At 69.9% G+C, this 25,748-nt stretch carries 11 protein-coding genes, 1 pseudogene and 1 riboswitch; of the genes and pseudogenes, 10 read left to right on the top strand and 2 right to left on the bottom strand.

Features of this window, described 5'->3' with window-relative positions; all coding sequences use genetic code 11:
- The 7 genes from ACYQ8K_RS27250 to ileS form a co-directional block, all read left to right on the top strand.
- Window positions 1–14,390, top strand: a 14,390-nt coding sequence (locus ACYQ8K_RS27250; protein ID WP_459974041.1) for an amino acid adenylation domain-containing protein, incomplete at its 5' end; no start/stop codon positions are given.
- 104 nt (window positions 14,391–14,494) lie between these two features.
- Window positions 14,495–15,337 (top strand): helix-turn-helix domain-containing protein, encoded by an 843-nt coding sequence (locus ACYQ8K_RS27245; RefSeq protein WP_459974043.1) that lies wholly within the window; start codon window positions 14,495–14,497, stop codon window positions 15,335–15,337.
- Window positions 15,291–15,695, top strand: coding sequence for a VOC family protein (locus ACYQ8K_RS27240; protein WP_459974039.1), 405 nt, complete (start codon window positions 15,291–15,293; stop codon window positions 15,693–15,695). Before ACYQ8K_RS27245 ends, ACYQ8K_RS27240 begins: the two co-directional genes overlap by 47 nt.
- A gap of 183 nt (window positions 15,696–15,878) precedes the next feature.
- Window positions 15,879–16,457: a carboxymuconolactone decarboxylase family protein gene (locus tag ACYQ8K_RS27235; RefSeq protein ID WP_459974037.1), complete on the top strand. Its 579-nt coding sequence runs from the start codon at window positions 15,879–15,881 to the stop codon at window positions 16,455–16,457.
- Between the two features lie 77 nt (window positions 16,458–16,534).
- The gene (locus ACYQ8K_RS27230) at window positions 16,535–17,659 is read left to right on the top strand and encodes an NAD(P)H-dependent flavin oxidoreductase (RefSeq protein WP_459974035.1); all 1,125 of its coding nucleotides are present in this window, start codon (window positions 16,535–16,537) and stop codon (window positions 17,657–17,659) included.
- Window positions 17,660–17,841: 182 nt separating this feature from the next.
- Window positions 17,842–18,027, top strand: a riboswitch (M-box (ykoK) riboswitch).
- Window positions 18,028–18,303: 276 nt separating this feature from the next.
- Window positions 18,304–18,555: an Rv1535 family protein gene (locus tag ACYQ8K_RS27225; protein ID WP_459974033.1), complete on the top strand. Its 252-nt coding sequence runs from the start codon at window positions 18,304–18,306 to the stop codon at window positions 18,553–18,555.
- A 327-nt stretch (window positions 18,556–18,882) separates the two neighbouring features.
- The gene (gene ileS / locus ACYQ8K_RS27220) at window positions 18,883–22,020 is read left to right on the top strand and encodes an isoleucine--tRNA ligase (protein WP_459974032.1); all 3,138 of its coding nucleotides are present in this window, start codon (window positions 18,883–18,885) and stop codon (window positions 22,018–22,020) included.
- A 4-nt stretch (window positions 22,021–22,024) separates the two neighbouring features.
- Here ileS and ACYQ8K_RS27215 read toward each other — a convergent pair whose 3' ends face one another.
- Complete coding sequence (locus ACYQ8K_RS27215; RefSeq protein WP_459974030.1) at window positions 22,025–22,546, bottom strand: hypothetical protein; 522 nt, start codon at window positions 22,544–22,546, stop codon at window positions 22,025–22,027.
- A 52-nt stretch (window positions 22,547–22,598) separates the two neighbouring features.
- Between ACYQ8K_RS27215 and ACYQ8K_RS27210 the strand changes: the two genes are divergently transcribed.
- On the top strand, window positions 22,599–24,017 hold the full coding sequence (locus ACYQ8K_RS27210) for a DNA polymerase IV (RefSeq protein WP_459974028.1): 1,419 nt from the start codon (window positions 22,599–22,601) through the stop codon (window positions 24,015–24,017).
- Here ACYQ8K_RS27210 and ACYQ8K_RS27205 read toward each other — a convergent pair.
- Window positions 23,982–24,938, bottom strand: coding sequence for an asparaginase (locus ACYQ8K_RS27205; RefSeq protein WP_459974027.1), 957 nt, complete (start codon window positions 24,936–24,938; stop codon window positions 23,982–23,984). The two genes, ACYQ8K_RS27210 and ACYQ8K_RS27205, sit on opposite strands and share 36 nt — an antisense overlap.
- A 54-nt stretch (window positions 24,939–24,992) precedes the next feature.
- Between ACYQ8K_RS27205 and lspA the strand changes: the two genes are divergently transcribed.
- Together lspA and ACYQ8K_RS27195 are read left to right on the top strand one after the other, a co-directional pair.
- Window positions 24,993–25,640 carry a signal peptidase II gene (lspA, locus tag ACYQ8K_RS27200; RefSeq protein WP_459974025.1) on the top strand — a complete coding sequence of 216 codons (648 nt, stop codon included), beginning with the start codon at window positions 24,993–24,995 and terminating at the stop codon, window positions 25,638–25,640.
- A pseudogene (locus tag ACYQ8K_RS27195) lies at window positions 25,637–25,748 on the top strand (RluA family pseudouridine synthase); the annotation flags it as partial. The gene lspA and the pseudogene ACYQ8K_RS27195, both read left to right, overlap by 4 nt.

The following is a 25,748-nucleotide window of genomic DNA, read 5'->3' as shown; positions in this document are numbered from 1 at the left end:
ATCCCGCGCTGGACGACGTGGTGGGCTTCTTCGTCAACACCCTGGTGCTGCGCGTCGATCTGAGCGGTAACCCCAGCATCGCCGAACTGCTGGGCCGGGTACGGCAGCGCAGCCTGGCCGCCTACGAACACCAAGACGTCCCCTTCGAGGTGCTCGTCGAACGGCTCAACCCCACCCGCAACCTGGCGCACCACCCACTGGTGCAGGTGATGCTGGCCTGGCAGAACAACGATCCGGTCGACCTGAGCCTCGGCGACGTGCAGGTGACGCCCCTGCCCGTGGAGACGCAGACCGCCCGGATGGACCTGGTCTGGTCGCTGGCCGAACGCTGGGACGGCGACGGCCGGCCCGCCGGCATCGGCGGAACCGTGGAATTTCGCACCGACGTCTTCGATGCCGCCAGCATCGAGACACTCGTCGCGCGATTGCGGCGGGTGCTGTCGGCCATGGCCGCCGACCCCGCCCGGACGCTGTCGTCGATCGACGTCCTCGACGACGCGGAACACCACCACCTCCACGAGATCGGCAACCGCGCGGTCTTGGCCCGGCCGGCGAGCGGGCCGGTGTCGATCCCCGCGCTGTTCGCCGACCAGGTCGCTCGGATGCCCGGGGCGGCGGCGATCACCTGCGGGCGACGGTCCTGGACCTACCGCGAGGTCGACGAATCGGCGAATCGGTTGGCGCACTTGCTCGTTGGTCGCGGCGCAGCACCGGGTCGGCGGGTGGCGGTGGTGATCCCGCGGTCGGCCGAGGCGATCGTGGCCATCCTGGCGGTGCTCAAGACCGGCGCGGCCTACGTGCCGATCGACCCGGCCCTGCCGTCGGCCCGCATTGAATTCATGCTCACCGACGCCGCGCCGACCGTGACGGTCAGCACCACCGAAGTCCGCGCGGTCCATGACATTTCCGGTCCGGTCATCGACGTCGACGACCCCGGCCTGCGCAGCCAACCCGCCACCGCGCTGCCTGGGCCGACGGCCGAGGACATCGCGTACGTCATCTACACCTCGGGAACCACGGGAACTCCGAAGGGGGTCGCCGTCACCCACCACAACGTCACCCAACTGCTCCGGTCGGTGGATGCCCAACTGGGCCTCGGGCAGGTCTGGAGCCAGTGCCATTCCCTGGCCTTCGACTTCTCGGTCTGGGAGGTTTTCGGCGCACTGCTGCGGGGCGGGCGTCTCGTCGTGGTTCCCGACGACGTGGTCCGATCGCCAGAAGACCTGCACGCCTTGCTGATCGCCGAACAGGTCGACGTCTTGAGCCAGACGCCGACGGCGGTGGCGGCGCTGCCGTCCGACGGCCTGGATGCCGTGGCGCTGATCGTCGGCGGCGAACCGTGCCCGCTCGAGGTGATGGATCGATGGGCTCCCGGACGCGTGATGGTCAACCAATACGGTCCGACCGAAACCACAATGTATGCGGCGATGACCGTGCCGCTGACCGCGGGCCTCGACTCGGTGCCGATCGGTTCGCCGGTTCCCGGTGCCGCGCTGTTCGTCTTGGATCACTGGCTGCGTCCGGTGCCGCCCGGCGTGGTGGGGGAGCTGTACATCGCGGGGCGAGGCGTGGCCGCAGGCTATCTGGGCCGGGCCGGCCTCACGGCGTCGCGGTTCGTCGCTTGCCCATTCGGCGCGTCCGGTGCGCGCATGTACCGCACCGGGGACCTGGTGCGCTGGGCTGCGGACGCGCAGCTGGAGTACCTCGGGCGCGCCGACGAACAGGTCAAGATCCGCGGCTACCGCATCGAGCTGGGCGAAATACACTCCGCGCTCACCGAATTGGAGGGTATCGAACAGGCCGCCGTGATCGCCCGCGAAGACCAACCGGCCGCCATGCGATTGGTGGGGTATGTCACCGGAACGGCCGACCCGGGCGAAGTGCGGTCGCGGCTCGCCGAACGATTGCCGCCCTACATGGTGCCGGCCGCGGTCGTCACGCTCGATGAGCTGCCGCTGACCGTCAATGGCAAGCTCGACACCCGCGCCCTGCCCGCCCCGGACTACGGCATCAACGAGTACCGGGCGCCGGCCGACGCGATCGAGGAGATCCTGGCCGGCATCTACGCCCAAGTCCTCGGCCTCGAGCGGGTCGGCATCGACGACTCCTTCTTCGATCTGGGTGGGGACAGCATCCTGTCGATGCAGGTGGTAGCCCGCGCCCGCGCCGCGGGCGTAATGTGCCGGCCGCGCGATGTTTTCGTCGAGCAGACGGTGGCCCGGCTGGCCCGGGTCGTCACGCTGGCGACGGCCGAAGACGACGTGGCCGACGTCGGGATCGGGGCGGTGCTGGCCACGCCCATCATGCGCTGGCTGCACGACATGGACGGTCCGATCGAACAGTTCAACCAGACCATGGTGCTGGCGGCTCCGGCGGGGGTGGGTCAGGCCGACGTGCAGGTCGTGCTGCAGGCGTTGCTGGATCGGCATGCCATGCTGCGCCTCTGCGTCGACGACGACGGCGCGGGCGGATGGTCGCTCGCTGTTCCCGAGGCGGGCGCGGTGGACGCCCGCGCCTGCCTGCGGACCGTCGACGTGCTCTCCGACGCCGCGTTGCGGCAAGCCCGGTCGCGGCTGAACCCGGGCGCCGGGGTGATGGTGAGCGCGGTATGGGCCGGTGCGACAAACCAATTGGCGCTGATCATTCACCACCTGGCCGTCGATGCCGTGTCCTGGCGGACCCTGATCGAGGACATCAACATCGGCTGGGCGCAGCACCACAACGGCCAGCCCATCGCGCTGCCCTCGGGTGGGACGTCGTTCGCGCGGTGGTCGTCGCTGCTGGCCGACCATGCGCACAGCCCGGCGGTGCTCGACCAGGCAGACGCGTGGCGGCGGATCGCGCGGACGCCGGCCCTGTTGCCCAGGGTCCAGCCCGAGGACACCTACGAGACGGCCGGGCAGCTGTCGGCGTCGCTGGACGCCGAGACGACGCGGCAGCTGCTGGGGGAGGTGCCCGCCGCGTTTCACGCTGGGACGCAGGACATCCTGCTGATCGGCTTCGGTTTGGCCTTCTCCGAATTCCTGGGGACGACGGCGGCCATCGGCATCGACATCGAGGGTCACGGGCGCAGCGAGGAACTGGGCCCGTACGTCGACTTGTCTCGCACGGTCGGCTGGTTCACCGCCAAGCACCCGGTGGCGCTGGAGGTCGGGGCGCTGGACTGGGGACGCGTGGCGGCCGGTGAGGCCGCGCTGGGTGCGGTGATCAAGGACGCCAAGGAGCAACTGCGCGCTCTTCCCGACGGCCTGAGCTATGGGCTGGTGCGCTACCTGAACCCTCAACTGGGGCTGGGTGATTCGGATCCGGTCATCGGATTCAACTATCTCGGCCGGCTCGGTGGCGGTGCCGCCGAGTTATCCGACGACGTGTGGCAGCTGAGCCCGAACAGTCCGTCATTGAGCTCCGCGGCCGCCGCGCTGCCGCTGCCGCTGCCGCACACGGTGGAGCTCAACGCCGCCACCGTTGACACCGAAGACGGCCCGCACCTGCAGGCGAATTGGACGTGGGCGTCCTCGGCGCTGACCCGCGACCAGGTAACACGGTTGAGCCAGTTGTGGTTTGAGGCGCTGGCCGGAATCTGCGCCCATGTGCGCCGCGGCGGCGGCGGCCTGACCCCGTCGGACATCGCCCCCGCCCGCCTGAGCCAGCAGCAGATCGACCAACTCGAACGGCGCTACGACGTCGCGGACATCTTGCCGCTGACCCCGCTGCAGCAGGGGCTGCTCTTCCACGCGACGGCCACCAACGGCAATGCCGACGTGTACGCGGTCCAGCTGACGATCACGCTGCGTGGCGCCCTCGATTCGCACCGACTGCGCCGAGCGGTGCATACCGTCGTCACCCGCCACCCCAACCTGGCGGCCCGGTTTGATTCCGAATTCGGCGACCCCGTGCAGATTTTCCCGGCCGCCCCGGACGTCGCATGTCAGTACGTCGAGTTCCGCGACGGCGACATCGAGGAGCGGGTGCGGCGGCTCTGCACCGCCGAGCGAGTCGCGGCACGAAACCTGGGCGACGAACCGCCTTTTCGGACCGCGCTGATCCGCACCGCGGACGACGAATACCGGTTCGTCCTTACCGTCCACCACATCGTGATGGATGGCTGGTCGCTTCCGGTCCTGCTGCAGGAAATCTTCGCCTGCTATTGCGGGTCGCGGTTGCCCGCGGTCACGCCCTACCGAAGCTTTGCCACCTGGCTGGCCGACCGCGACGTTCCCGCCGCCCGCCTGGCGTGGCACGACGCGCTCGACGGCTTCGACACCCCCACCCTGGTGGGACCGGTGGGCCGCGTAGAGCTCGGACCGCGCGGCGTGGCCGCGCTGCAACTGTCCGCCGAAACCACCCGTGCGCTAAGCGAACTCGCGCGTTCCTGCCGCACCACCCTCAACACCGTGCTGCAGGGCGCGTGGGCGCAGCTGCTGATGTGGCAGACCGGCCAACGCGACGTCGCCTTCGGCACCGCCGTCTCGGGCCGGCCAGCCGATCTGCCCGGCGCGGAATCCATGATCGGTCTGCTGATCAACACCGTGCCGGTGCGCGCCCGCGTCACCGCGACCACCACCGTCGCCGAATTGCTGGGGCAGCTGCAACGCACCCACAATGACACCCTCGAGCACCAGCACCTGGCGCTCAACGAGATTCACCGCATCACCGGGCACGACCAGTTGTTCGACAGCCTGCTGGTGTACGAGAACTATCCCGTCGACGCCGCCACCCTGTCGGCCACCGGTGAGCTGACCGCCACCGAGTTCAGCAGCCACGAATACAACCACTACCCGCTGTCGCTGCAGGCCGTGCCGGGCGATGAACTCAGCCTGCGTGTCGAATTCGACACCGAGGTGTTCGACCCGTCCGACATCGACAGGCTGGCCGTACGGCTGCGACGGCTCCTGGAGGCCATGGCCGATGACCCGCACCGGCCGTTGGTGGCGCTGGACGTGCTCGACGCCCCAGAGCATGCCGAGCTGGCGCGGTGGGGGAATCGGGCGGCACTGGCCGAGCGGACCAGCGCACCGGCGTCACTTCCTGAGCTCTTCGGCGTGCAGGCGGCCCGGGTCCCGGATGCGGTCGCGGTGACGTTCGACGGCCGCGCGATGACGTATCGCGAACTCGACGAGGCGTCGAACCGCCTGGCGCACCTGCTGCTCACCCACGGCATCGGTGCCGGAGATGTTGTGGCGCTGCTGTTTTCCCGGTCCGCGGAGGCGATCGTGGCGATGCTGGCGGTCTTGAAGGCCGGGGCGGCGTACCTGCCGATCGCCCCGACGCTGCCGGCGTCCCGGATCGGGCTCATGATCGATGACGCCGCACCCTCCGTCGCGCTCTGTACGGCGGACCTGCGGCCGCTGCTGGCCGGCGCCGGCCTGCCGGTCATCGACGACACCGCCGCACCAGATCACCCCGGCACCGCGCTGCCGGCACCCGCACCCGAGAACATCGCCTACGTCATCTACACGTCGGGCACCACCGGCGCCCCCAAAGGCGTTGCCGTCACCCACCGCAACGTCACCCATCTGCTGGAATCACTGCGTGCGCGGCTGGCCGCGGCGGGGGTGTGGTCGCAGTGTCACTCGTACGGCTTCGACGTCTCGATCCAGGAGATCTGGGGCGCCCTGGCCGGCGGCGGCCGGCTGGTCATCGTGCCCGAGTCCGTGACCCGCTCCCCGGATGAGCTGCACGCCTTGCTGATCGCCGAGCAGGTCAGCGTGCTCAGCCACACCCCGTCGGCGCTGGCGGCGCTGTCACCGCACGACCTGGACACCGCACTGATCATCGGCGGCGAACCCTGCCCCGCGGACCTCGCCGACCGGTGGGCCCCGGGGCGGGTGATGATCAACGCCTACGGCCCGACGGAAACTACCGTCGACGCGGTGCTCAGTGCGCCGCTTGCGTCGGGCGCCGGAACACCACCGCTCGGCTCGCCGGTATCCGGGGCAACCCTGTTGGTGCTGGACGCGTGGCTGCGGCCGGTGCCCGCGGGCGTGGTCGGCGAGCTGTACGTGGCCGGGGCCGGCGTGGCCGTCGGTTACGTGCGCCGGGCCGGCCTGACCGCGTCGCGGTTTGTGGCCTGCCCGTTCGGCGGCCACGGCGCGCGCATGTACCGGACCGGAGACCTGGTGCGCTGGGCCCCGGATGGGCAACTGCACTACGTCGGGCGCGCCGACGAGCAGGTCAAGATTCGCGGCCATCGCATCGAGCTCGGTGAAATACGCAGTGCCCTAGCCGAATTGGACGGGGTGGGGCAGGCGGTGGTGATCGCCCGCGAGGACCGGGGCGCCTTGCGGCTCGTCGCTTACCTCACCGGGCCCACCGATGTGGCCGAGGTCCGCAGCCGGCTCGCCGAGCGGCTGCCGGCCTACATGGTGCCGGCCGCGGTGGTGGCCATCGAGGCATTGCCGTTGACACCCAACGGAAAACTTGACGCCCGCGCGCTCCCGGCGCCCGAATGCACCGCCGGTGAATACCGGTCCCCGTCCACCGCGGTCGAGGAAATCCTGGTCGGCATCTACGCCCAAGTCCTCGGGCTGGAGCGGGTCGGCGTTGACGATTCGTTCTTCGATCTGGGCGGGGACTCGCTGTCGGCGATGCGGGTCATCGCCACGATCAACACCACGCTGAATGCCCATGTCGGAGTGCGAATGTTGTTCGAAGCGCCCACGGTTGGCCGGCTGGCGGCGCGCGTCGGTGAAGGCGGGGACACGCTCGACGGCGTGGTGGCACACGAGCGGCCCGCGGTGCTGCCGCTGTCGTTCGCCCAATCGCGCTTGTGGTTCATCGACCAGCTGCACGGCCCGTCCCCGGTGTACAACATGGCGGTGGCGTTGCGGCTGAGCGGACGCCTGGACACCGCCGCCCTCGGGGCGGCGCTGCGCGACGTCGTGGCGCGCCACGAAAGCCTGCGCACGGTGTTCGCCGCCGTCGAGGGCGTACCCCAACAGGTGGTGTTGGCCCCCGAGCGGGCCGACGTCATCTGGCGGACCATCGACGCCACCGGCTGGTCGCCGGCCCGGCTGGAGGACGCCATCCACGACACGGCGCGGCACACGTTCGACCTGGCTACCGAAATTCCGCTGCGTGCACAGCTTTTCCGTACGCACGACGAGGTACACGTGCTGGTGGCCGTGGTGCACCACATCGCCGCCGACGGGGGCTCGCTGGCTCCGCTGGTGCGCGATCTGACGGAGGCCTATGCCAGCCGTGCGGCCGGCGACGCCCCGGGCTGGGCGCCGTTGCCCGTGCAGTATGTCGACTACACGCTGTGGCAGCGCGACCAATTCGGTGATCTGGACGATCCGGGCAGCCCGATCGCGGCGCAGCTGGCGTACTGGGAGCGGGAGCTGGCCGGGCTGCCCGAGCGCCTCGAGTTGCCCACCGACCGGCCGTATCCGTTGGTGGCGGACTACCGCGGGGCCAGCGTGGCCGTGAATTGGCCGGCCGAGTTGCAGCAGCGGGTGCGCGCGGTGGCCAATGCGCACAACGCGACGAGCTTCATGGTGGTGCAGGCCGCCCTGGCGGTGCTGCTGTCCAAGATCTGCGCGAGTTCGGATGTGGCGGTGGGGTCCCCGATCGCCGGACGGCGCGATCCGGCGCTGGACGACGTGGTGGGTTTCTTCGTCAACACCCTGGTGCTGCGCGTCGAGGTGGACGGCGATCCGACGATCGGCGAAATCCTGGCCCAGGTGCGCCGACGCAGCCTGGCCGCCTACGAACACCAGGACGTGCCCTTCGAGGCGCTGGTAGAGCGCCTCAACCCCACCCGCAGCCTGGCGCATCATCCGCTGGTGCAGGTCATGTTCGCCTGGCAGAACACCGAGGCCCCCGAGCTGAGCCTCGGCGACGTGCGGGTCACCCCGGTGCCGGTCGACACCCGCACCGCCCGTACCGACCTGGCATGGTCGCTGGCCGAACGCTGGACCCACGACGGCGGGCCGGCCGGGATCGGCGGCGCCGTCGAGTTCCGCACCGACGTGTTCGACACGGCCACCATCGAAACGCTGATCGGGCGTTTGCAACGGGCGCTGACCGCCATGACCGCCGACCCCACCCGGCGACTGTCGTCGATCGATATGCTCGGCGCCGACGAGCGCGCGCGCCTCGATGCGATCGGCAACCGCGCGACGCTGTCCCGGCCCCGCGCCGAACCGGCGTCGATCCCGACGTTGTTCGCCGAGCGGGTGGCGCGTGGCCCGCAGGCGATGGCGCTGACAGCCGACGGTCGGTCGACGACGTATCGCGAACTCGACGACATGTCAAACCGGTTGGCGCACTTCCTTATTGACGAGGGAGCCGGCCCCGGACAATGCGTGGCGGTGCTGATGGAGCGCGGCGCGCAGGCCGTCGTCGCGATCCTTGCGGTGCTCAAGACGGGGGCGGCCTACCTGCCGATCGACCCCGCCGTCCCGCAGCACCGGGTCGAGTTCATGCTCGCCGACGCCGGGCCCATCGCCGCGATCACCAGCACCGGCCTGCGGTCGCGACTGGACGGGTTCGACGCGGCGGTCATCGACATCGACGACCCCGCCGTGCGGACCCGGCCCGCCAGGGCCGTGCCGACGCCCTCGGCCGCGGATATCGCCTACGTCATCTACACCTCGGGCACCACCGGGACCCCGAAGGGCGTCGCCGTCACGCACGGCAACGTCACCGAGTTGCTGGCATCCCTGCACGGCCGGCTCGCATCGACGACCGGGGTGTGGAGCCAGTGCCATTCGCTGGCCTTCGACTTCTCGGTGTGGGAGATCTTCGGCGCGCTGCTGGGCGGCGGACGGCTGCTGGTTGTGCCCGACGATGTGGTGCGCTCACCGGAAGACCTGCGCGCCTTGCTGATTGACGAAGACGTCAGCATCCTCAGCCAGACCCCGTCGGCGTTCGTTGCGCTGCAGAACGCCGACACCCCGCGCCGGCTCAACCCGCACACCGTGGTGTTCGGCGGCGAGGCGCTGGTTCCCCAGCGCCTGGGTAGCTGGCTGCGCGGCCACCCGCGACACCCGCGGTTGATCAACATGTACGGCATCACCGAGACGACGGTGCACGCCTCGTTCCGCGAGATCGTCGACGCCGACATCGACGGCCACGTCAGCCCCATCGGAAAACCGCTGGCGCATCTCGGCTTCTTCGTGCTGGACGCGTGGTTGCGGCCGGTCCCCGCCGGCGTGCTCGGCGAACTGTATGTGGCCGGGGCCGGCGTGGCCGCCGGCTATCTGGGCCGGGCCGGTTTGACGGCATCGCGGTTTGTGGCCTGCCCGTTCGGCGGCCACGGCGCGCGCATGTACCGGACCGGCGACGTGGTGCGTTGGGACCCGGACGGGCAGCTGCAGTATGCCGGTCGTGCCGACGAGCAGGTCAAGATTCGCGGCTATCGCATCGAGCTCGGTGAAATCCAGAGCGCGATGGCCGAATTGGAGGGCGTGGAGCAGGCGGTCGCGATCGCCCGCGAGGACCGGCCGGGCGAGAAGCGGCTCGTCGGCTATCTGACCGGGCCCGCCGATCCGGCCCAGGTGCGCGCCCAGCTGGCCGAGCGGTTACCGGCCTACATGGTGCCGGCCGCGGTGGTGGCCATCGAGGCATTGCCGTTGACTCCCAACGGCAAACTCGACACCCGCGCCCTGCCCGCACCGGGCTACCACGGCATGGATCGGTACAGCGCCCCGACCACCGCCGTCGAGCAGACCATGGCCGACATCTACGCCCACATGCTGGGCGTCGACCGCGTCGGGATCGATGATTCCTTCTTCGACCTCGGTGGCGACTCGCTGTCGGCGATGCGGCTGGTCGCCGAGGTCAATGCCAATCTCGATGTCCACCTTGGTGTTCGGGCCCTGTTCGAAGCGCCCACCATCCGGCGGCTGGCGGCGCGCCTGGGCGCCGACGGGGGAGATCGCCTGCCGCTGGTGGCCGGTGCACGGCCGGAGGTCGTGCCGCTGTCGTTCGCGCAGTCGCGGCTGTGGTTCATCGGCCAATTGCACGGGCCGTCACCGGTGCACAACATGGCGATCGCCCTGCGGTTGCACGGGCGGCTGGATGGCGAGGCATTCGGCGCAGCCCTGGCCGACGTGGTGGCCCGGCACGAAAGTCTGCGCACCCTCTTCCCGTCGCACGAGGGCATACCTCGGCAGCTGGTGGTCGAGGTCGACGACGCCGACTTCGGTTGGCAGATCAGCGATGCCCGCGGGTGGTCATCCGCCCGGCTGGGCAATGCCATCGACACCGCGGTGAGCCACCGCTTCGACCTGGCGACCGAAATTCCGTTGCGGGCATTGCTGTTTAGGCTCGATCACGACGAGTACCTGTTGGTGGCCGTGCTGCACCACATCGCCGCCGACGGCTGGTCGCTGACCCCGCTGGTGCGCGACCTGGGGGAGGCGTACGCCAGCCGTGTGGCCGGGGATGTGCCGGACTGGGCGCCGCTGCCGGTGCAGTACGTCGACTACACGCTATGGCAGCGCGCGCAATTCGGCGAACTGCAGGATCCGCACAGCCTGATCGCCGGGCAGATGCGGTACTGGGAACACACTCTGGCCGGGATGCCCGAACGGCTGGAACTGCCGACCGATCGGCCGTATCCGCTGGTGGCCGATTTCGGCGGGGCGAGTGTGGCCGTGGACTGGCCGGCCGAGTTGCAGCAGCGGGTGCGCGCGGTGGCCAATGCGCACAACGCGACGAGCTTCATGGTGGTGCAGGCCGCCCTGGCGGTGCTGCTGTCCAAGATCTGCGCGAGTTCGGATGTGGCGGTGGGGTTCCCGATCGCCGGACGGCGCGATCCGGCGCTGGACGACGTGGTGGGTTTCTTCGTTAACACCCTGGTGCTGCGGGTTGACCTGGCCGGTGATCCCACCATCGCCGAGGTGCTGGCGCACGTGCGCGCGCGCAGCCTGGCCGCCTACGAACATCAGGACGTGCCCTTCGAGGTCCTCGTGGAACGGCTCAACCCCACCCGCAGCCTGGCGCATCATCCGCTGGTGCAGGTCATGCTGGCGTGGCAGAACACCGGGACGGCCGACCTGAGCCTCGGCGACGTGCGGGTCACCCCGGTGCCGGTCGAGACCCGCACCGCCCGAATGGATCTCGCGTGGTCGCTGGCCGAGCGCTGGACCAGCGACGGGCAACCCGCCGGGATCGGCGGAGCGGTGGAGTTCCGCACCGACGTGTTCGACACGGCCACCATCGAGGCCCTGATCACCCGGCTGCATCGGGTGCTCACGGCCATCACCGCCGACCCGGCCCAGCGGTTGTCGTCGATCGATGTGCTCGGCGCCGACGAGCACGCGCGCCTCGATGCGCTCGGTAACCGGGCGGTGCTGACACGCCCGCTGGCCGGGCCCGCGTCGATCCCTGAGGTGTTCGCCGGCCACGTCGCGCGCGATCCCGAGGCCGTAGCCATCCGCTACGGGGCATGCTCGTGGACGTACCTCGACCTCGAGGAGCGAGCGAATCGTTTGGCGCACTTGCTCGTTGACCACGGTGCCGGCCCGGGTCGGTGCGTGGCGCTGCTGGTCGAACGCTCGGCCCGGGCCGTCGCCGCGATCCTGGCCGTGCTCAAGACGGGCGCCGCGTATGTGCCGATCGACCCGGCCCTGCCGCCGGCCCGGATCGCGTTCATGCTCACCGACGCCGCGCCGTCGGCGGTGCTAACCACCGCCGAGTTGCGGTCGCGGATAGGCGATTCCGGCCCGCTCGTCCTCGATCTGGACGATCCGGCAATCCCGGACAAGCCCGCGACGGCGCTGCCGGCCCCGGCGCCGCATGGCGTCGCCTACACGATCTACACCTCGGGCACCACCGGTGTTCCCAAGGGCGTGGCCGTCAGCCACCACAACGCCACCCAGATGTTCGCCTCGCTGCGGGCGGCCGGCCTGCCGGCGGCGCCGGGCAAGGTGTGGAGCCAGTGCCACTCGTTGGCCTTCGACTTCTCGGTGTGGGAGATCTTCGGCGCGCTGCTGCACGGCGGACGGGTGCTGGTGGTGCCCGACGAGGTGGTGCGCTCGCCGAAAGACCTGCACGCCTTGCTGGTTGCGGAGAACGTCGACATGCTGACCCAGACACCGTCCGAAGCGGGGCTGCTGCCCACCGACGGCCTTGACTCGACGGTGCTGGCCGTCGCGGGCGAGGCCTGCCCGACCGAACTGGTGGATCGCTGGGCCTCGGGGCGGGTGATGGTCAACGTCTACGGACCCACCGAGATCACCATCGTCGCGGCCGTCAGCGCGCCGCTGACCCCGGGTCCCGAGGCGCCGCCGATCGGTTCGCCGCTGTCGGGCGCCGCGCTGTTCGTGCTCGACGGATGGCTGCAACCGGTGCCCGCGGGGGCGGTCGGCGAGTTGTACGTGGCCGGCGCCGGCGTGTCCACCGGCTACCTGGGCCGGCCCGGCCTGACCGCGTCGCGGTTCCTGGCGTGCCCGTTCGGCGGCACCGGCGCGCGCATGTATCGCACCGGGGACCTGGCGTGGTGGGGCACCGACGGGCAACTGCGTTACGTCGGGCGCGCCGACGAGCAGGTCAAGATCCGCGGCTACCGCATCGAACTCGGCGAGATCCAGGCCGCGCTGGCCGCGCTGGACGGGGTGGACCGGGCGGTGGTGATCGCCCGCGAGGATCGCCCGGGCGATAAGCGACTGGTCGGATACGTCACCGGAGCGGCCAACCCGGCCGAGATCCGCACCCAGCTCGCCGAGCGGCTGCCCGCCTACATGGTGCCGGCCGTGGTGGTGTTGCCAACACTGCCGTTGACCCCCGGCGGCAAACTCGACACCCGCTCGCTGCCGGCACCCGACTACCAGGGCAGCGACGACTACCTCGCTCCGGCCACCGCGGTCGAGGAGATCCTGGCCTGGCTCTACGCCCAGGTGCTGGGGCTGGAACGGGTCGGGGTTCAGGAGTCGTTCTTCGATCTGGGCGGGGATTCGCTGTCGGCGATGCGCCTGGTCGCCGCGATCTACAACGCCCTCGACATCCACCTGCCGGTACGCGCCCTCTTCGAGGCGCCGTCGGTGCGCAGCCTGAGCCGGCAGCTGCACGCCGATCATGGTGCGACAGAAGCCCTTCGGGCCGACTTCGCGTCCGTGCACGGCCGCGACGCGACCGAGGTCTATGCCAGCGATCTCACCCTGGACAAGTTCATCGACGCCCCGACGCTGTCCGCCGCGCCGGCGCTGCCCGGCCCGGGCACCCGGGTGCGCACGGTCCTGCTGACCGGGGCCACCGGCTTCCTCGGCCGGTACCTGGCGCTGCAGTGGCTCGAACGGCTGGAACTGGCCGACGGAAAGTTGATCTGCCTGGTGCGGGCCACCTCGGATGAGGATGCGCGGCGCCGTCTGGAAAAGACCTTCGACAGCGGCGATCCCGCTCTGCTGCGGTACTTTCACGAACTTGCCGACGATCATCTCGAGGTCATCGCCGGCGACAAGGGCCGGGCCGATCTCGGTGTGGACGCACAAACCTGGCAGCGGCTGGCCGACACCGTCGATCTGATCGTGGACTGCGCGGCCGTGGTCAACGGCGTGCTGCCCTACAGCGAGCTGTTCGCCCCCAACGTGGCCGGCACCGCCGAGCTGATCCGGTTGGCGTTCACCACCAAACTCAAGCCGTACACCTATGTCTCGACGGCCAACGTCGGCGACCAGATCGACCCGCCGGCGTTCACCGAGGACGCCGACGTCCGAACCGCAAGTCCGATCCGCACCATCGACGGCGGCTACGGCAACGGCTACGGCAACAGCAAGTGGGCGGGCGAGGTGCTGCTGCGCGAGGCCAACGACCTGTGCGGGCTGCCGGTTTCGGTGTTCCGCTGCGACATGATCCTGGCTGACACCAGCTACGCCGGCCAGCTGAACCTGTCGGACATGTTCACCCGGATGGTGCACAGCGTGCTCGCCAGCGGCCTCGCGCCGCGCTCGTTCTACCAGCTCGACGAGCACGGCAACCGGCAGCGCGCGCACTTCGACGCCCTGCCGGTCGAGTTCGTCGCCGAGGCGATCGCCACGCTGGGCGCCCAGGTGCTGGACGGGTTCGAGACCTATCACGTGATGAACCCGCACGACGACGGCGTCGGCCTCGACGAGTACGTCGACTGGGTCATCGAGGCCGGTTACCCGGTGCAGCGCATCGACGACTTCACCGAATGGCTGCAGCGGATGGAGGCCGCCCTGCACGCGTTACCGGAACGGCAACGCCACCAATCGGTGCTGCAGCTGCTGCAGTTGCGCAACGCCCAGCACGTGCCGCCGGCGGACCCCTCTCGCGGATGCCTGGCGCCGACGGACCGATTCCGCGCCGCCGTGCAGGAGGCCAAAATCGGCCCCGACAACGACATCCCGCAGATCGGTCCGTCGGTGATCGTCAAGTACGTGACCGACCTGCAACTGCTCGGGCTGCTCGAGCCGCCGACCTGACGTCGCGCACGCACCGCGCTAGCGTGGCTGAGGTGGGCGGTGAAGCGCAGCGCAGCTGGGAGTACGTGCTGGCTCCGCCGCGCAGCGCGCCCGGCGTCATGTCGATGGTGGGCTATCGCACCCTGGATGTGGCTGAGAAGGTGCACCGCGGCATGCCATCGTCGACGCTGACATTCATCGTTAGCCTCGATGACGGCGTGCAGTCCGCAGACACCCCCGACGCGCTGGCCGCCGCCCGGCCCAACCCGCTGGTCCTCGGCGGCCTGCATGTGCAGGCCAGCCACGTGCGGCTGTGTCGCGGCCAGGCGGGTGTGCAGCTGGCCGTGCACCCGTTGGCCTCGCGAGCGTTGTTCGGCGTACCCAGCGCTGAGCTCCCCATCACCGGCTTCGACGGCATCGAAATACTGGGCCGGTCTGCCGCCAGGCTCTCCGAGCGTGCCGCCGACGCGCGCGGATGGTCCGAGGTCTTCGCGACTGTCGCTGGATACCTCGTGGAGGCCCGCCGGTGCCGCGACGATGTGACCGTGCGTCCCGAGGTCGCGTATGCCTGGCACCTGATGGAGCGCACTCGCGGCCGAGTGCAGGTGGGCAAGGTGGCCGACCACGTCGGAGTGAGTGCACGGCACCTAACGACTCTCTTCCGTCAAGAGGTCGGCAGATCGCCGAAGACGGTGTCGATGTTGATGCGCTTCCAGAACGCGTCAGCGCTCATCGCGGCATCGGCGCGGGCGTACGGCCGGGTTGACCTGGCGGCGGTCGCGGCCGACACCGGTTACTGCGACCAGGCGCATTTGACCCGCGAGTTCGTCCGGTTCGTCGGGGTACCGCCGCGGGCATGGCTGGCCGACGAGTTCCGAAACATCCAAGACGGCGGCCACTCCTGGGCATCACAGTGGGACCATGACTACTTCGAATCCGACCGTCTGGTTGACGCTGCAAGCGCATGACGCCCCCAAGCTCATCGACTACTACGTCGAGACGTTTGGCTTCGTCGTCGCGGCACGTTACGGCGATGGCGACAGAGTCGACCATGCCCAACTGCTGTGGCCCGAGGGCAGCGGCGGCGTCATGCTGGGCAGCTACAAGCGCGGCCGCGACTGGTGTCGCGAACCAGGGACCGCTGGTGGCTACGTCGTCACCAGCGACCCGAACGGGCTCTACGAGCGCGTCGTGTCACGCAAAGCCGAAATCGTTCGCCCGCTGGCGAAAACGGATTACGGTGCAAATGAATTCGCCGTCCGCGATCCTGAAGGCAACTTGTGGTCGTTCGGCGACTACGCGGGCGAGCCGATGCCGAGCCGATGACCGAGAACCCGATGTCCCAGCGCTGAGGCATCGAGTTTTACTGTCCTGGGTAAACACGTTGAGCCCCAGCACTTCTCGCTATCAACGCTAGCGACGCCGGCGCTGACCCACCGGGACTCCGACGCCTGATTACCATGACGGTAGAACGCGACGGTTCCGCCAGCACAAAGGAGTGCTCATCCGATGACAACAGCGCGCCTGCCTCGACTGCCACTCGATGAAGCCAAGGCCGCCGCCGACGAAGCGGCCGTCCCCAACTACATGGCCGAGCTCAGCATCTTCCAGGTGCTGCTCAACCATCCGCCTCTGGCCCGTGGCATCAACGACCTGCTCGCCACCATGCTCTGGCACGGGACCCTCGACTCGCGGCTGCGTGAGCTGGTGATCATGCGCATCGGCTGGCTCACCGCCTGCGACTACGAATGGACACAGCACTGGCGGGTCGCGTCGCGGCTCGGCGTTCCGGCCGACGATCTGCTGGGCGTGCGGGATTGGCCGAACCACGCCGGGTTCGGGTCCACCGAGCGGGCCGTGCTCGCGGCCACCGACGACGTGGTGCGCGACGGCGCGGTGAGCGCCACGAGCTGGGCGGCGTGCGAGCGCGAATTCCAGGGTGACACAACGGTTCTCGTTGAGCTGGTGACGGTCATCGGCGCCTGGCGGATGGTTTCGTCGATCCTGCAGAGCCTGGAGGTGCCGCTGGAAGAGGGCGTGTCGAGCTGGCCGCCGGACGGCCGGTCTCCCCGGCCCAGTCGGCCATAGCACCCGGCGCACACGCATGAGTTGCCTACGGGCCGTGGCCGATTGACTTAGCAGTCGATAACTCTTAGCGTCGGGCAATGAGAACCAGGGTCGCCGAGATGCTCGGCGTCGAATTCCCGATCTGTGCCTTCAGCCACTGCCGCGACGTGGTGGCGGCGGTGACCAACGCCGGCGGCTTCGGGATCCTCGGCGCCACCGCCCACAGCCCCCAACGCCTGCAGAGCGAGCTCACCTGGATCGAGCAACAGACCGGCGGCAAGCCCTACGGAGTCGACCTGCTGCTGCCGCCCAAATACGTCGGGGCCGAGCAAGGCGGCATCGACACCACGCAGGCCCGCACCCTGCTGCCCGACGAGCATCGCGCATTCGTCGACGACCTCCTGGCCCGCTACGGCGTCACCGCCACCGCCCAGGAGCCGCGCGCCTCGCTGGGTGGACTGAACATCTCGCCCAAGACCTACGAGCCGCTGCTCGACGTCGCCTTCTCCCACAACATCCGGCTGATCGCCAGCGCGCTCGGCCCGCCGCCGGCGGACCTCGTCGAACGCGCGCACGACCGGGACGTGCTGGTGGCCGCCCTGGCCGGCACCACCCGGCACGCGCAACGGCACGCCGACGCGGGCGTCGACCTGATCGTCGCGCAAGGCACCGAGGCGGGCGGACACACCGGCGAGGTGGCGACCATGGTCCTGGTGCCCGAGGTCGTCGACGCCGTGGCGCCGGTGCCCGTCCTCGCCGCCGGCGGAATCGCCCGCGGCCGCCAGATCGCCGCGGCGCTGGCCCTCGGCGCCGAGGGCGTGTGGTGCGGCTCGGTGTGGCTGACCACCGAAGAGGCCGAGACGGTGCCCGTGGTCAAGGAGAAGTTCCTGGCCGCCAGCTCGTCGGACACCGTGCGGTCGCGCTCGATGACGGGCAAGCCGGCGCGGATGCTGCGCACGGCCTGGACCGACGAGTGGGAGCGGCCGGAAAACCCGGATCCGCTCGGCATGCCGTTGCAGACGGCGCTGATCACCGAGCCGCAGGTGCGCATCAATCAGGCCGCCGCGCATCAGGGCGCCAAGGCGCGTGAGCTGGCCACCTACTTCGTCGGGCAGGTGGTGGGCTCACTCGACCGGGTCCGCCCGACGCGCTCGGTGGTGCTGGACATGGTCGAGGAGTTCATCGACACCGTCGGCCGGCTCGACGGCCTGGTGGAGAAGTGATCCGGGACGGCGTGGCGACCGCGCGGAATTGACGAATTCCTGACGGCGAGCGCGCATATACCCAGCTCAGTGCCGTGAACCTGGCCGAATGCTGTGTGCGCCCCTAATGAATGCGTACAGAATCTCCGACACGCTAGCCGGGGATTTGACCGCGCCATAGCCGTCGTGCATCATCGGTCGGGTAAGCACCTCGTTAGGTGAGGCGTCTACACGAATACAGGCCACTGACCCCGAACGTCGAAAGACGCCCCGGGTCAGGACAGCTCCTCCCGGCTTAAGGGTTGAGCCCAGGTGGCTTCCGGCTCGGAGTGTTTTCCGGAGCCAGGACACGTCGTGTGGTGCCGAAGCTCTGACGAGTGGGGTGCGGATCTCCGACGGTCGTCGGGTTCTGCTCCTTTGCTGCGCATAGATTGCATGCGACCCGCGCATGCGTCGTGACCGCGAGGAGGTGAGGGACACATGCGTTCTAGCGATAGTCCGGACCGAAGTCCGAACCGTGTTTCGTCCCGATCCGGTCTCCGGCGCGACCTTCTTCGCTGAGTCGTCGCAACGCTAAGTGGTTATCGCCCAAGCGTTCTGAGATCACACGGGATGGGACACGTCAGTCCAGTCAGTCCCCGTTGGATCCCCTCTAGGAGGCGATGATGACCGCAGCTTTCTACGACGAAGTGCTCACCGTAGCTCCCGCGCCCACGCTGACCGTGGTGCGCGACACCGACACGATCCCGGCTCCCGCCCAGGCTCCCGTGGCCAAGGCCCGCCGCCGGTCCGACAACGCACCGTTCGGCGCCGGCAGCGACCCGCTGGTCGACGGCGCCGCCCGCCTGCTGAGCGTCCCGCTGCGACACGTGTACGCCGCGCTGTGGCGGGTCGGCGTCCTCGAGGTCCGGGCCTGAAAGCCGAACTCCGATGGACGTCGAGCAACTCCTGCTCCAAGGGGTCGGCTGGACGCGGACGTAGTTCTGCGTCTTGGCGACCCCTTGGAGCGCACCCGGATTTGCGGGTGTTCGTAGAATCGATCTACTGGCGTCGATCCGGCCATCACCGGGGAGCCTTCGGAAGAACAGCCATCCTGGCTCAGTAGAACCGAACGGGTAGGCCCGTCACAGCCGTCATCGAGTGGCCACGCGAAAGCGCGGCAAGCGGGGTGGTACCGCGGCGCTCGCGCAGCCAGCGCGTCGTCGTCCCCGGTTTGCACCGTGGCACAGGAGACAACGCGCATCGTGACCGACAACGCCGACGTCAACACGTACCCCAAGCCGGCCGGCGGGGCGCCCGACTTCCCGGCGCTCGAGCTCGAGGTGCTGGACTTCTGGGCCCGCGACGACACCTTCCGGGCGAGCATCGCCCGCCGCGACGGCGCGCCGGAATACGTCTTCTACGACGGGCCGCCGTTCGCCAACGGGCTGCCGCACTACGGACACCTGCTCACCGGCTACGTGAAGGACATCGTCCCGCGCTACCGCACCATGCGCGGCTACAAGGTGGAGCGCCGCTTCGGCTGGGACACCCACGGGTTGCCGGCCGAACTGGAAGTCGAGCGCCAGCTGGGCATCACCGACAAATCGCAGATCGACGACATGGGCATCGCCGCGTTCAACGACGCCTGCCGCGCCTCGGTGCTGCGCTACACCGATGAGTGGCGGGCCTACGTCACCCGTCAGGCCCGCTGGGTCGACTTCGACAACGACTACAAGACGCTGGACCTGCCCTACATGGAGTCGGTGATCTGGGCGTTCAAACAGCTGTGGGACAAGGGCCTGGCCTACGAGGGCTACCGGGTGTTGCCGTACTGCTGGCGAGACGAAACCCCGCTGTCCAACCACGAATTGCGGATGGACGACGACGTGTACCAGAGCCGCCAGGACCCCGCCCTCACGGTGGGATTCAAAGTCACCGGCGGCGACTTGGACGGCGCCTATTTGTTGGTGTGGACGACGACGCCGTGGACCCTGCCGTCCAACCTGGCGGTCGCCGTCAATCCCGACGTGACCTATGTGCAGGCGCGGGTGGGGGACCGGCGCTTCGTGCTTGCCGAACCGCGGCTGGCCGCCTACGCGCGCGAGTTGGGTTTCGAAAACGCAGATGCGCCCGAGGTTTTGGCCACCTACCGCGGCGCCGACCTGCTCGGCACCCGCTACCTGCCGCCGTTCCCGTACTTCATGGATACGGAGAACGCGTTTCAGGTGCTGCCCGGTGAGTTCGTCACCACCGAGGACGGTACCGGCATCGTGCACATGGCGCCGGCCTACGGCGAGGACGACATGGCGACCACCGACAAGGTCGGCATCACCCCGGTCACGCCCGTCGATTCCAAGGGGCGCTTCGACGCCTCCGTCCCCGATTACCAGGGGCAGCACGTCTTTGACGCCAACCCGCACATCATCCGTGACCTGAAGAACGGCAGCGGACCCGTCGCGGCCAACGGCGCGGTGCTGCTGCGCCACGAAACCTACGAGCACCCCTACCCGCACTGCTGGCGCTGCCGCAACCCGCTGATCTATCGGGCGGTGTCGTCGTGGTTCGTCGCGGTCACCGAATTCCGGGACCGGATGGTCGAACTCAACCAGCAGATCACCTGGTACCCCGAGCATGTCAAGGACGGCCAGTTCGGCAAGTGGCTGCAGGGCGCGCGCGACTGGTCGATCTCGCGAAACCGCTACTGGGGCACCCCGATTCCGGTGTGGAAATCCGACGACCCCGCCTACCCGCGGGTCGACGCCTACGGCAGCCTCGACGAACTCGAACGCGACTTCGGGGTGCGGCCCACCAACCTGCACCGGCCCTTCATCGACGAGCTGACCCGCCCCAACCCCGACGACCCGACCGGGGCCAGCACGATGCGCCGCATTCCCGACGTGCTCGACGTGTGGTTCGACTCGGGATCGATGCCCTACGCGCAGGTGCACTACCCTTTCGAGAACGCCGACTGGTTCGACGGCCATTACCCGGGCGACTTCATCGTCGAGTACATCGGGCAGACCCGCGGCTGGTTCTACACCCTGCACGTGCTGGCCACCGCGCTGTTCGACCGTCCCGCCTTCAAAACCTGTGTGGCACATGGCATCGTGCTGGGATCCGACGGGCAGAAGATGAGCAAGTCGCTGCGCAACTATCCCGATGTCAGCGAGGTGTTCGACCGCGACGGCTCCGACGCCATGCGCTGGTTCCTGATGGCCTCGCCGATCCTGCGCGGCGGCAATCTCATCGTCACCGAGCAGGGCATCCGCGAGGGCGTGCGCCAGGTGCTGCTGCCGTTCTGGAACGCCTACAGCTTCCTGGCCCTCTACGCACCCAAGGTCGGGACCTGGCGCACCGATTCGACGCAGGTACTGGACCGCTACATCTTGGCCAAGCTCGCCGAGCTGCGCGACAATCTGACCCACGAGATGGACAACTGCGACATCTCGCGAGCCTGTGAGCAGCTGCGCCAGTTCACCGAGGCGCTGACGAACTGGTATGTGCGACGGTCGCGTTCACGGTTCTGGGAAGAAGACGCCGACGCCATCGACACCCTGCACACCGTGCTGGAGGTGACGGCGCGGCTGGCCGCGCCGCTGCTTCCCTCGGTGACCGAGATCGTGTGGCGCGGCCTGACGTCGCAGCGCTCGGTGCACCTGACCGACTGGCCCGCTCAGGGCGACGTGCCCGCCGACCCCGACCTGGTCGCCGCGATGGATCAGGTGCGCGAGGTCTGCTCGGCCGCGTCTTCGTTGCGCAAGGCCAAGAAGCTGCGGGTGCGGCTGCCGCTGCCGAAACTCACGGTGGCGGTGGAGAATCCGCAGCGGCTGGAGCCCTTCGCCGACCTGATCGCCGACGAGCTGAACGTCAAGAGCGTCGAGCTGACCGACGCGATCGACACCTACGGCCGCTTCGAGCTCACCGTCAACGCGCGGGTGGCCGGGCCGCGGCTGGGCAAGGACGTGCAGGCGGCCATCAAGGCGGTCAAGTCGGGGGAGGGCGTCGTCAATCCCGACGGCACCCTGACCGCCGGACCCGCGGTGCTGCTACCCGAGGAATACAGCTCTCGCCTGGTCGCGGCCGACCCGGAATTCACCGCGGCCCTGCCCGACGGCGCGGGGCTGGTGGTGCTGGACGGCACGGTGACCCCGGAACTGGAGGCCGAGGGCTGGGCCAAGGACCGGATCCGCGAGCTGCAGGAGCTGCGCAAGACGACGGGTCTCGATGTGTCCGACCGGATTTCGGTGGTGATGGCGGTGCCCGGCGAGCGGGCCGACTGGGCGCGCACCCACCGCGACCTGATCGCGGGCGAGATCCTGGCCACCAGTTTCGAATTCGGCGATCCGGCCGACGGCGCCGAGATCGGCGACGGCGTGCGGGTGAGCATCGCCAAGGCCTGAGCGGTCAGGCGCCGGACCGCAGCGCCCGGTGGGCATGCGGCCAGAACGGCATGCCCACCACCACCGTCGCCCCGGTGGCGATCAGGCCGACCGCGACGTCCACACTCTTGCGGCCATCCGAGGCCCAGTAGACGTCCTTGAGGTCCAACAGCAGCGCCAGCTCGTCGACGATCATGGCGTTCGCGGCGCCGTAGGCCACCGCGGCCGCGGGATGCCGCCGTTGCTCTTCGCTGCCGCGCAGCCCGACGCCGGCCACCGTCGCCAGCATCCCGATGCCGATGTTGTAGTGGTGGAAGTGCTTGCCGCCCAACGACACACCGCCGCCGGACGGGCCATGGCCGGCGCGGATCCAGTGGGTGAGACCGCGCAGGCCCGCGAAGGTGAGGGTGAACGACGCCCACGCCAGCACCGTGGTCTGCTCCCCGGGTTGCAGGCGTTCGTTCCATTGATGGCGCAGCCGCGCCCAGCGCGTCGCGGGTGACGCGACCCCCTGCGGAGCGGCCGGGTCGCCCTGCCCGGTGTCCATGACAAAACGTTAGTCCCGACTGGCGCTCCGCGTGGGCCCTAGCATCGAGCGTGTGGAGTCGCGGTGGGTGCTGCACCTTGACATGGACGCGTTCTTCGCCTCCGTCGAGCAACTCACCCGCCCGACGCTGCGCGGGCGCCCGGTGCTGGTCGGCGGCGTGGGCGGGCGCGGCGTGGTGGCCGGGGCCAGCTACGAGGCGCGGGTGTTCGGGGCGCGTTCGGCCATGCCCATGCATCAGGCCCGCCGGCTGGTCGGCGTGAGCGCGGTGGTGCTGCCGCCGCGCGGCGTGGTGTACGGGCTGGCCAGCAGGCGCGTCTTCGACACCATCCGCGCCGTGGTGCCCGTGGTCGAGCAGCTGTCGTTCGACGAGGGATTCGGCGAACCCGCGCAGCTCGCCGGGGCGTGCGCCGAGGACGTCGAGGCGTTCTGCGAGGAGCTGCGGCGACGGGTTCGCGACGAGACCGGCCTGATCGCATCGGTGGGCGCCGGCTCGGGCAAGCAGATCGCCAAGATCGCCTCCGGGCTGGCCAAGCCCGACGGGGTCCGGGTGGTGCGCCGCGCCGAGGAGCGGGCACTGCTCGGCGGGCTCCCGGTGCGCCGGCTGTGGGGGATCGGCCCGGTCGCCGAGGAGCGGCTGCATCGCCTCGGCATCGAGACGATCGGCGAGCTGGCCGCGCTGACCGAGGCCGAGGCGGCCAACATCCTGGGCGCCACGATCGGGCCGGCGCTGCACCGGCTGGCCCGCGGCGTCGACGACCGCCCGGTCGCCGAGCGCGCCGAGGCCAAGCAGATCAGCTCCGAATCGACCTTCGCTGCCGACCTGACCAGCCTGGAGCAGTTGCGGGAGGCCATCGAGCCGATCGCCGAACACGCCCATCACCGCCTGCTGCGCGACGGGCGGGGCGCGCGCACCGTCACGGTCAAGCTGAAGAAATCCGACATGAGCACGCTGACCCGGTCAGCGACGCTGCCCTACGCCACCACCGAGGCCGCGGCGCTGGTGGGCATGGCGCGCCGGCTGCTGATCGATCCGCGCGAGATCGGGCCCATTCGCCTTCTCGGCGTGGGCTTTTCGGGGCTGAGCGACGTGCGCCAGGAATCGTTGTTCCCGGATTTGGAACTGGCTGCGCCGCAACCGGATTCACCGCCGGTCGAGACAGCGACCGAGGCGATGTATGGCCCCGGGCCCCAGGCGGCAGAGGCTGCGGGGTGGCGGGTCGGCGACGACGTCGCCCATCGCGAGCTCGGGCATGGCTGGGTGCAGGGCGCGGGCCACGGCGTGGTCACCGCGCGCTTCGAAACCCGCAGCTCCGGCCCCGGCCCCGCCCGGACGTTCCCCGCCGACGGCGGCGACCTGGTGCGCGCCAACCCGATCGATTCCCTGGATTGGCCCGACTACGCCGGCGCGCTGCAGGCCTCCGAAGTCAGGGCGCTGTCAGCCCCACCGGCCGACGACGTCGGCGACCGGTAGCTGCGCGGCCAGCGCGGCGATCAGCAGGACGCGCGCCTGAGGCGGACGCAGCCCCGGCACCATCACCGCCCCGGCCGCCGCCATGTCGTGCCCGGGACCGTAGCCGGCGCCGACCCGCCCGCCGGGGACGCGGGTGGACACCGCGACGGCGACCCCGTCGCCGCAGTGCCGGCGCACCGCGTCGACCACCTTTGGTCCGGCGTTGCCCGAACCCAGCGCCTCGAGCACCACGCCCCGCGCCCCGGCGGCCACGCACGCATCGAGGGCCACCGCGTCACTGCCCAGGTACGCCGCGACGATGTCGACGCGCGGCGCGGAAACGGCCCGCAGCTCGCCGACGTACGGGCGGACCTTCGGGCCGGTGAGCGTCACGTCGCCGGCCACGGTGCCGAGAGGCCGGCCGGTGAAGCCGCTCAGGTCCTCGGTGGCCACCTTGCTCATGCCCAGCGGCTGCAGCACCCGGCCGGCGAAACACAGCAGCACGCCCAGGTCGCGGGCGGCCGGGCTGGCCGCCACCGTCAGCGCGTCGCGCACGTTCGCCGGCCCGTCCGCGTCGGGGGCGTCGGCGCTGCGCATCGCCCCGGTCAACACGACCGGCGCCCGGCCCGCGTAGGTGAGCTCGAGCCACAGCGCGCTCTCCTCCATGGTGTCGGTGCCGTGCAGCACCACCACACCGTCGGCCCCGCCGTCGACCGCGGCCGTCACCGCGTCGCGGATCCGGTCCCAGTCGGCCAGCGTCAGCTCCGAGCTGTCGACCGCCAGCAGGTCGACGACGTCGACGTCGTGTTCCTCGCGGAAGGGCGCCGTCAGGTCCGAGCCGCTGTACGAGGGTCGGTGCACCCCGTCGGCGTCGGTGCCGGTCGATATCGTGCCCCCGGTGGCGATGACGGTGAGGCCGGCCATGGTGGCATCATTGCGCATCGCCGCTGCGCGAACATGGCTAGCCTGCGTGGGGCAGTAGGGGATGATGGGGAAGTGCCTGAAGAACCAACGAAATCGACTGAGCCGGTGACCTCAGCCGAAGAGGCTGGTGAGGCCGCCCCGGTCGAGCGAGACGCAGAGCCCGAAACGGCCGCGCCGCCCGAACCCGCCCCCCGGCGGCTGCGGCTGCTGCTGTCGATCGCGGCGATAGTCCTGGCCCTCGACGTCGTCACCAAGGTGCTCGCCGTCAAACTGCTGCCGCCCGGCCAGCCGGTGCCGATCATCGGCGACACGGTGACCTGGACCCTGGTGCGCAATTCGGGTGCGGCCTTCTCGATGGCGACCGGCTACACCTGGGTGCTGACGCTGATCGCGACCGGTGTGGTGGTCGGCATCTTCTGGATGGGCCGCCGGCTGGTGTCGCCCTGGTGGGCGGTGGGCCTGGGCATGATCCTCGGCGGCGCGATGGGCAACCTGGTCGATCGCTTCTTCCGCGCTCCCGGGCCGCTGCGCGGGCATGTCGTGGATTTCCTGTCGGTCGGCTGGTGGCCGGTGTTCAACGTCGCCGACCCCTCGGTGGTCGGCGGCGCCATCCTGCTGGTGGTGCTGTCGATCTTCGGGTTCGACTTCGACACGGTCGGTCGGCGCACCGCTAGTGACCGGCGCAAGGACGAGGGCGAGCAGCCAGGACAGCGCGGGTGAGTGACCGCTCGATGCCCGTCCCGGAGGGACTGGCGGGCATGCGTGTCGACGCCGGGCTGGCCCGCCTGCTGGGCCTGTCGCGCAGCGCGGCGGCGGCGCTCGCCGAGG

Source organism: Mycobacterium sp. MUNTM1 (assembly GCF_054660795.1).
Note: the sequence above shows the minus strand (reverse complement) of the source record. Positions and strands in the feature narration are given on the sequence as shown.

Bases quoted from the DNA above. Each gene is read 5' to 3' on its own strand.
- ACYQ8K_RS27245 (WP_459974043.1), top strand. From the start codon at position 14,495: ATGGTGGGCTATCGCACCCTGGATGTGGCTGAGAAGGTGCACCGCGGC.
- ACYQ8K_RS27240 (WP_459974039.1), top strand. From the start codon at position 15,291: ATGACTACTTCGAATCCGACCGTCTGGTTGACGCTGCAAGCGCATGAC.
- ACYQ8K_RS27235 (WP_459974037.1), top strand. From the start codon at position 15,879: ATGACAACAGCGCGCCTGCCTCGACTGCCACTCGATGAAGCCAAGGCC.
- ACYQ8K_RS27230 (WP_459974035.1), top strand. From the start codon at position 16,535: ATGAGAACCAGGGTCGCCGAGATGCTCGGCGTCGAATTCCCGATCTGT.
- ACYQ8K_RS27225 (WP_459974033.1), top strand. From the start codon at position 18,304: ATGACCGCAGCTTTCTACGACGAAGTGCTCACCGTAGCTCCCGCGCCC.
- ACYQ8K_RS27215 (WP_459974030.1), bottom strand. From the start codon at position 22,546: ATGGACACCGGGCAGGGCGACCCGGCCGCTCCGCAGGGGGTCGCGTCA.
- ACYQ8K_RS27205 (WP_459974027.1), bottom strand. From the start codon at position 24,938: ATGCGCAATGATGCCACCATGGCCGGCCTCACCGTCATCGCCACCGGG.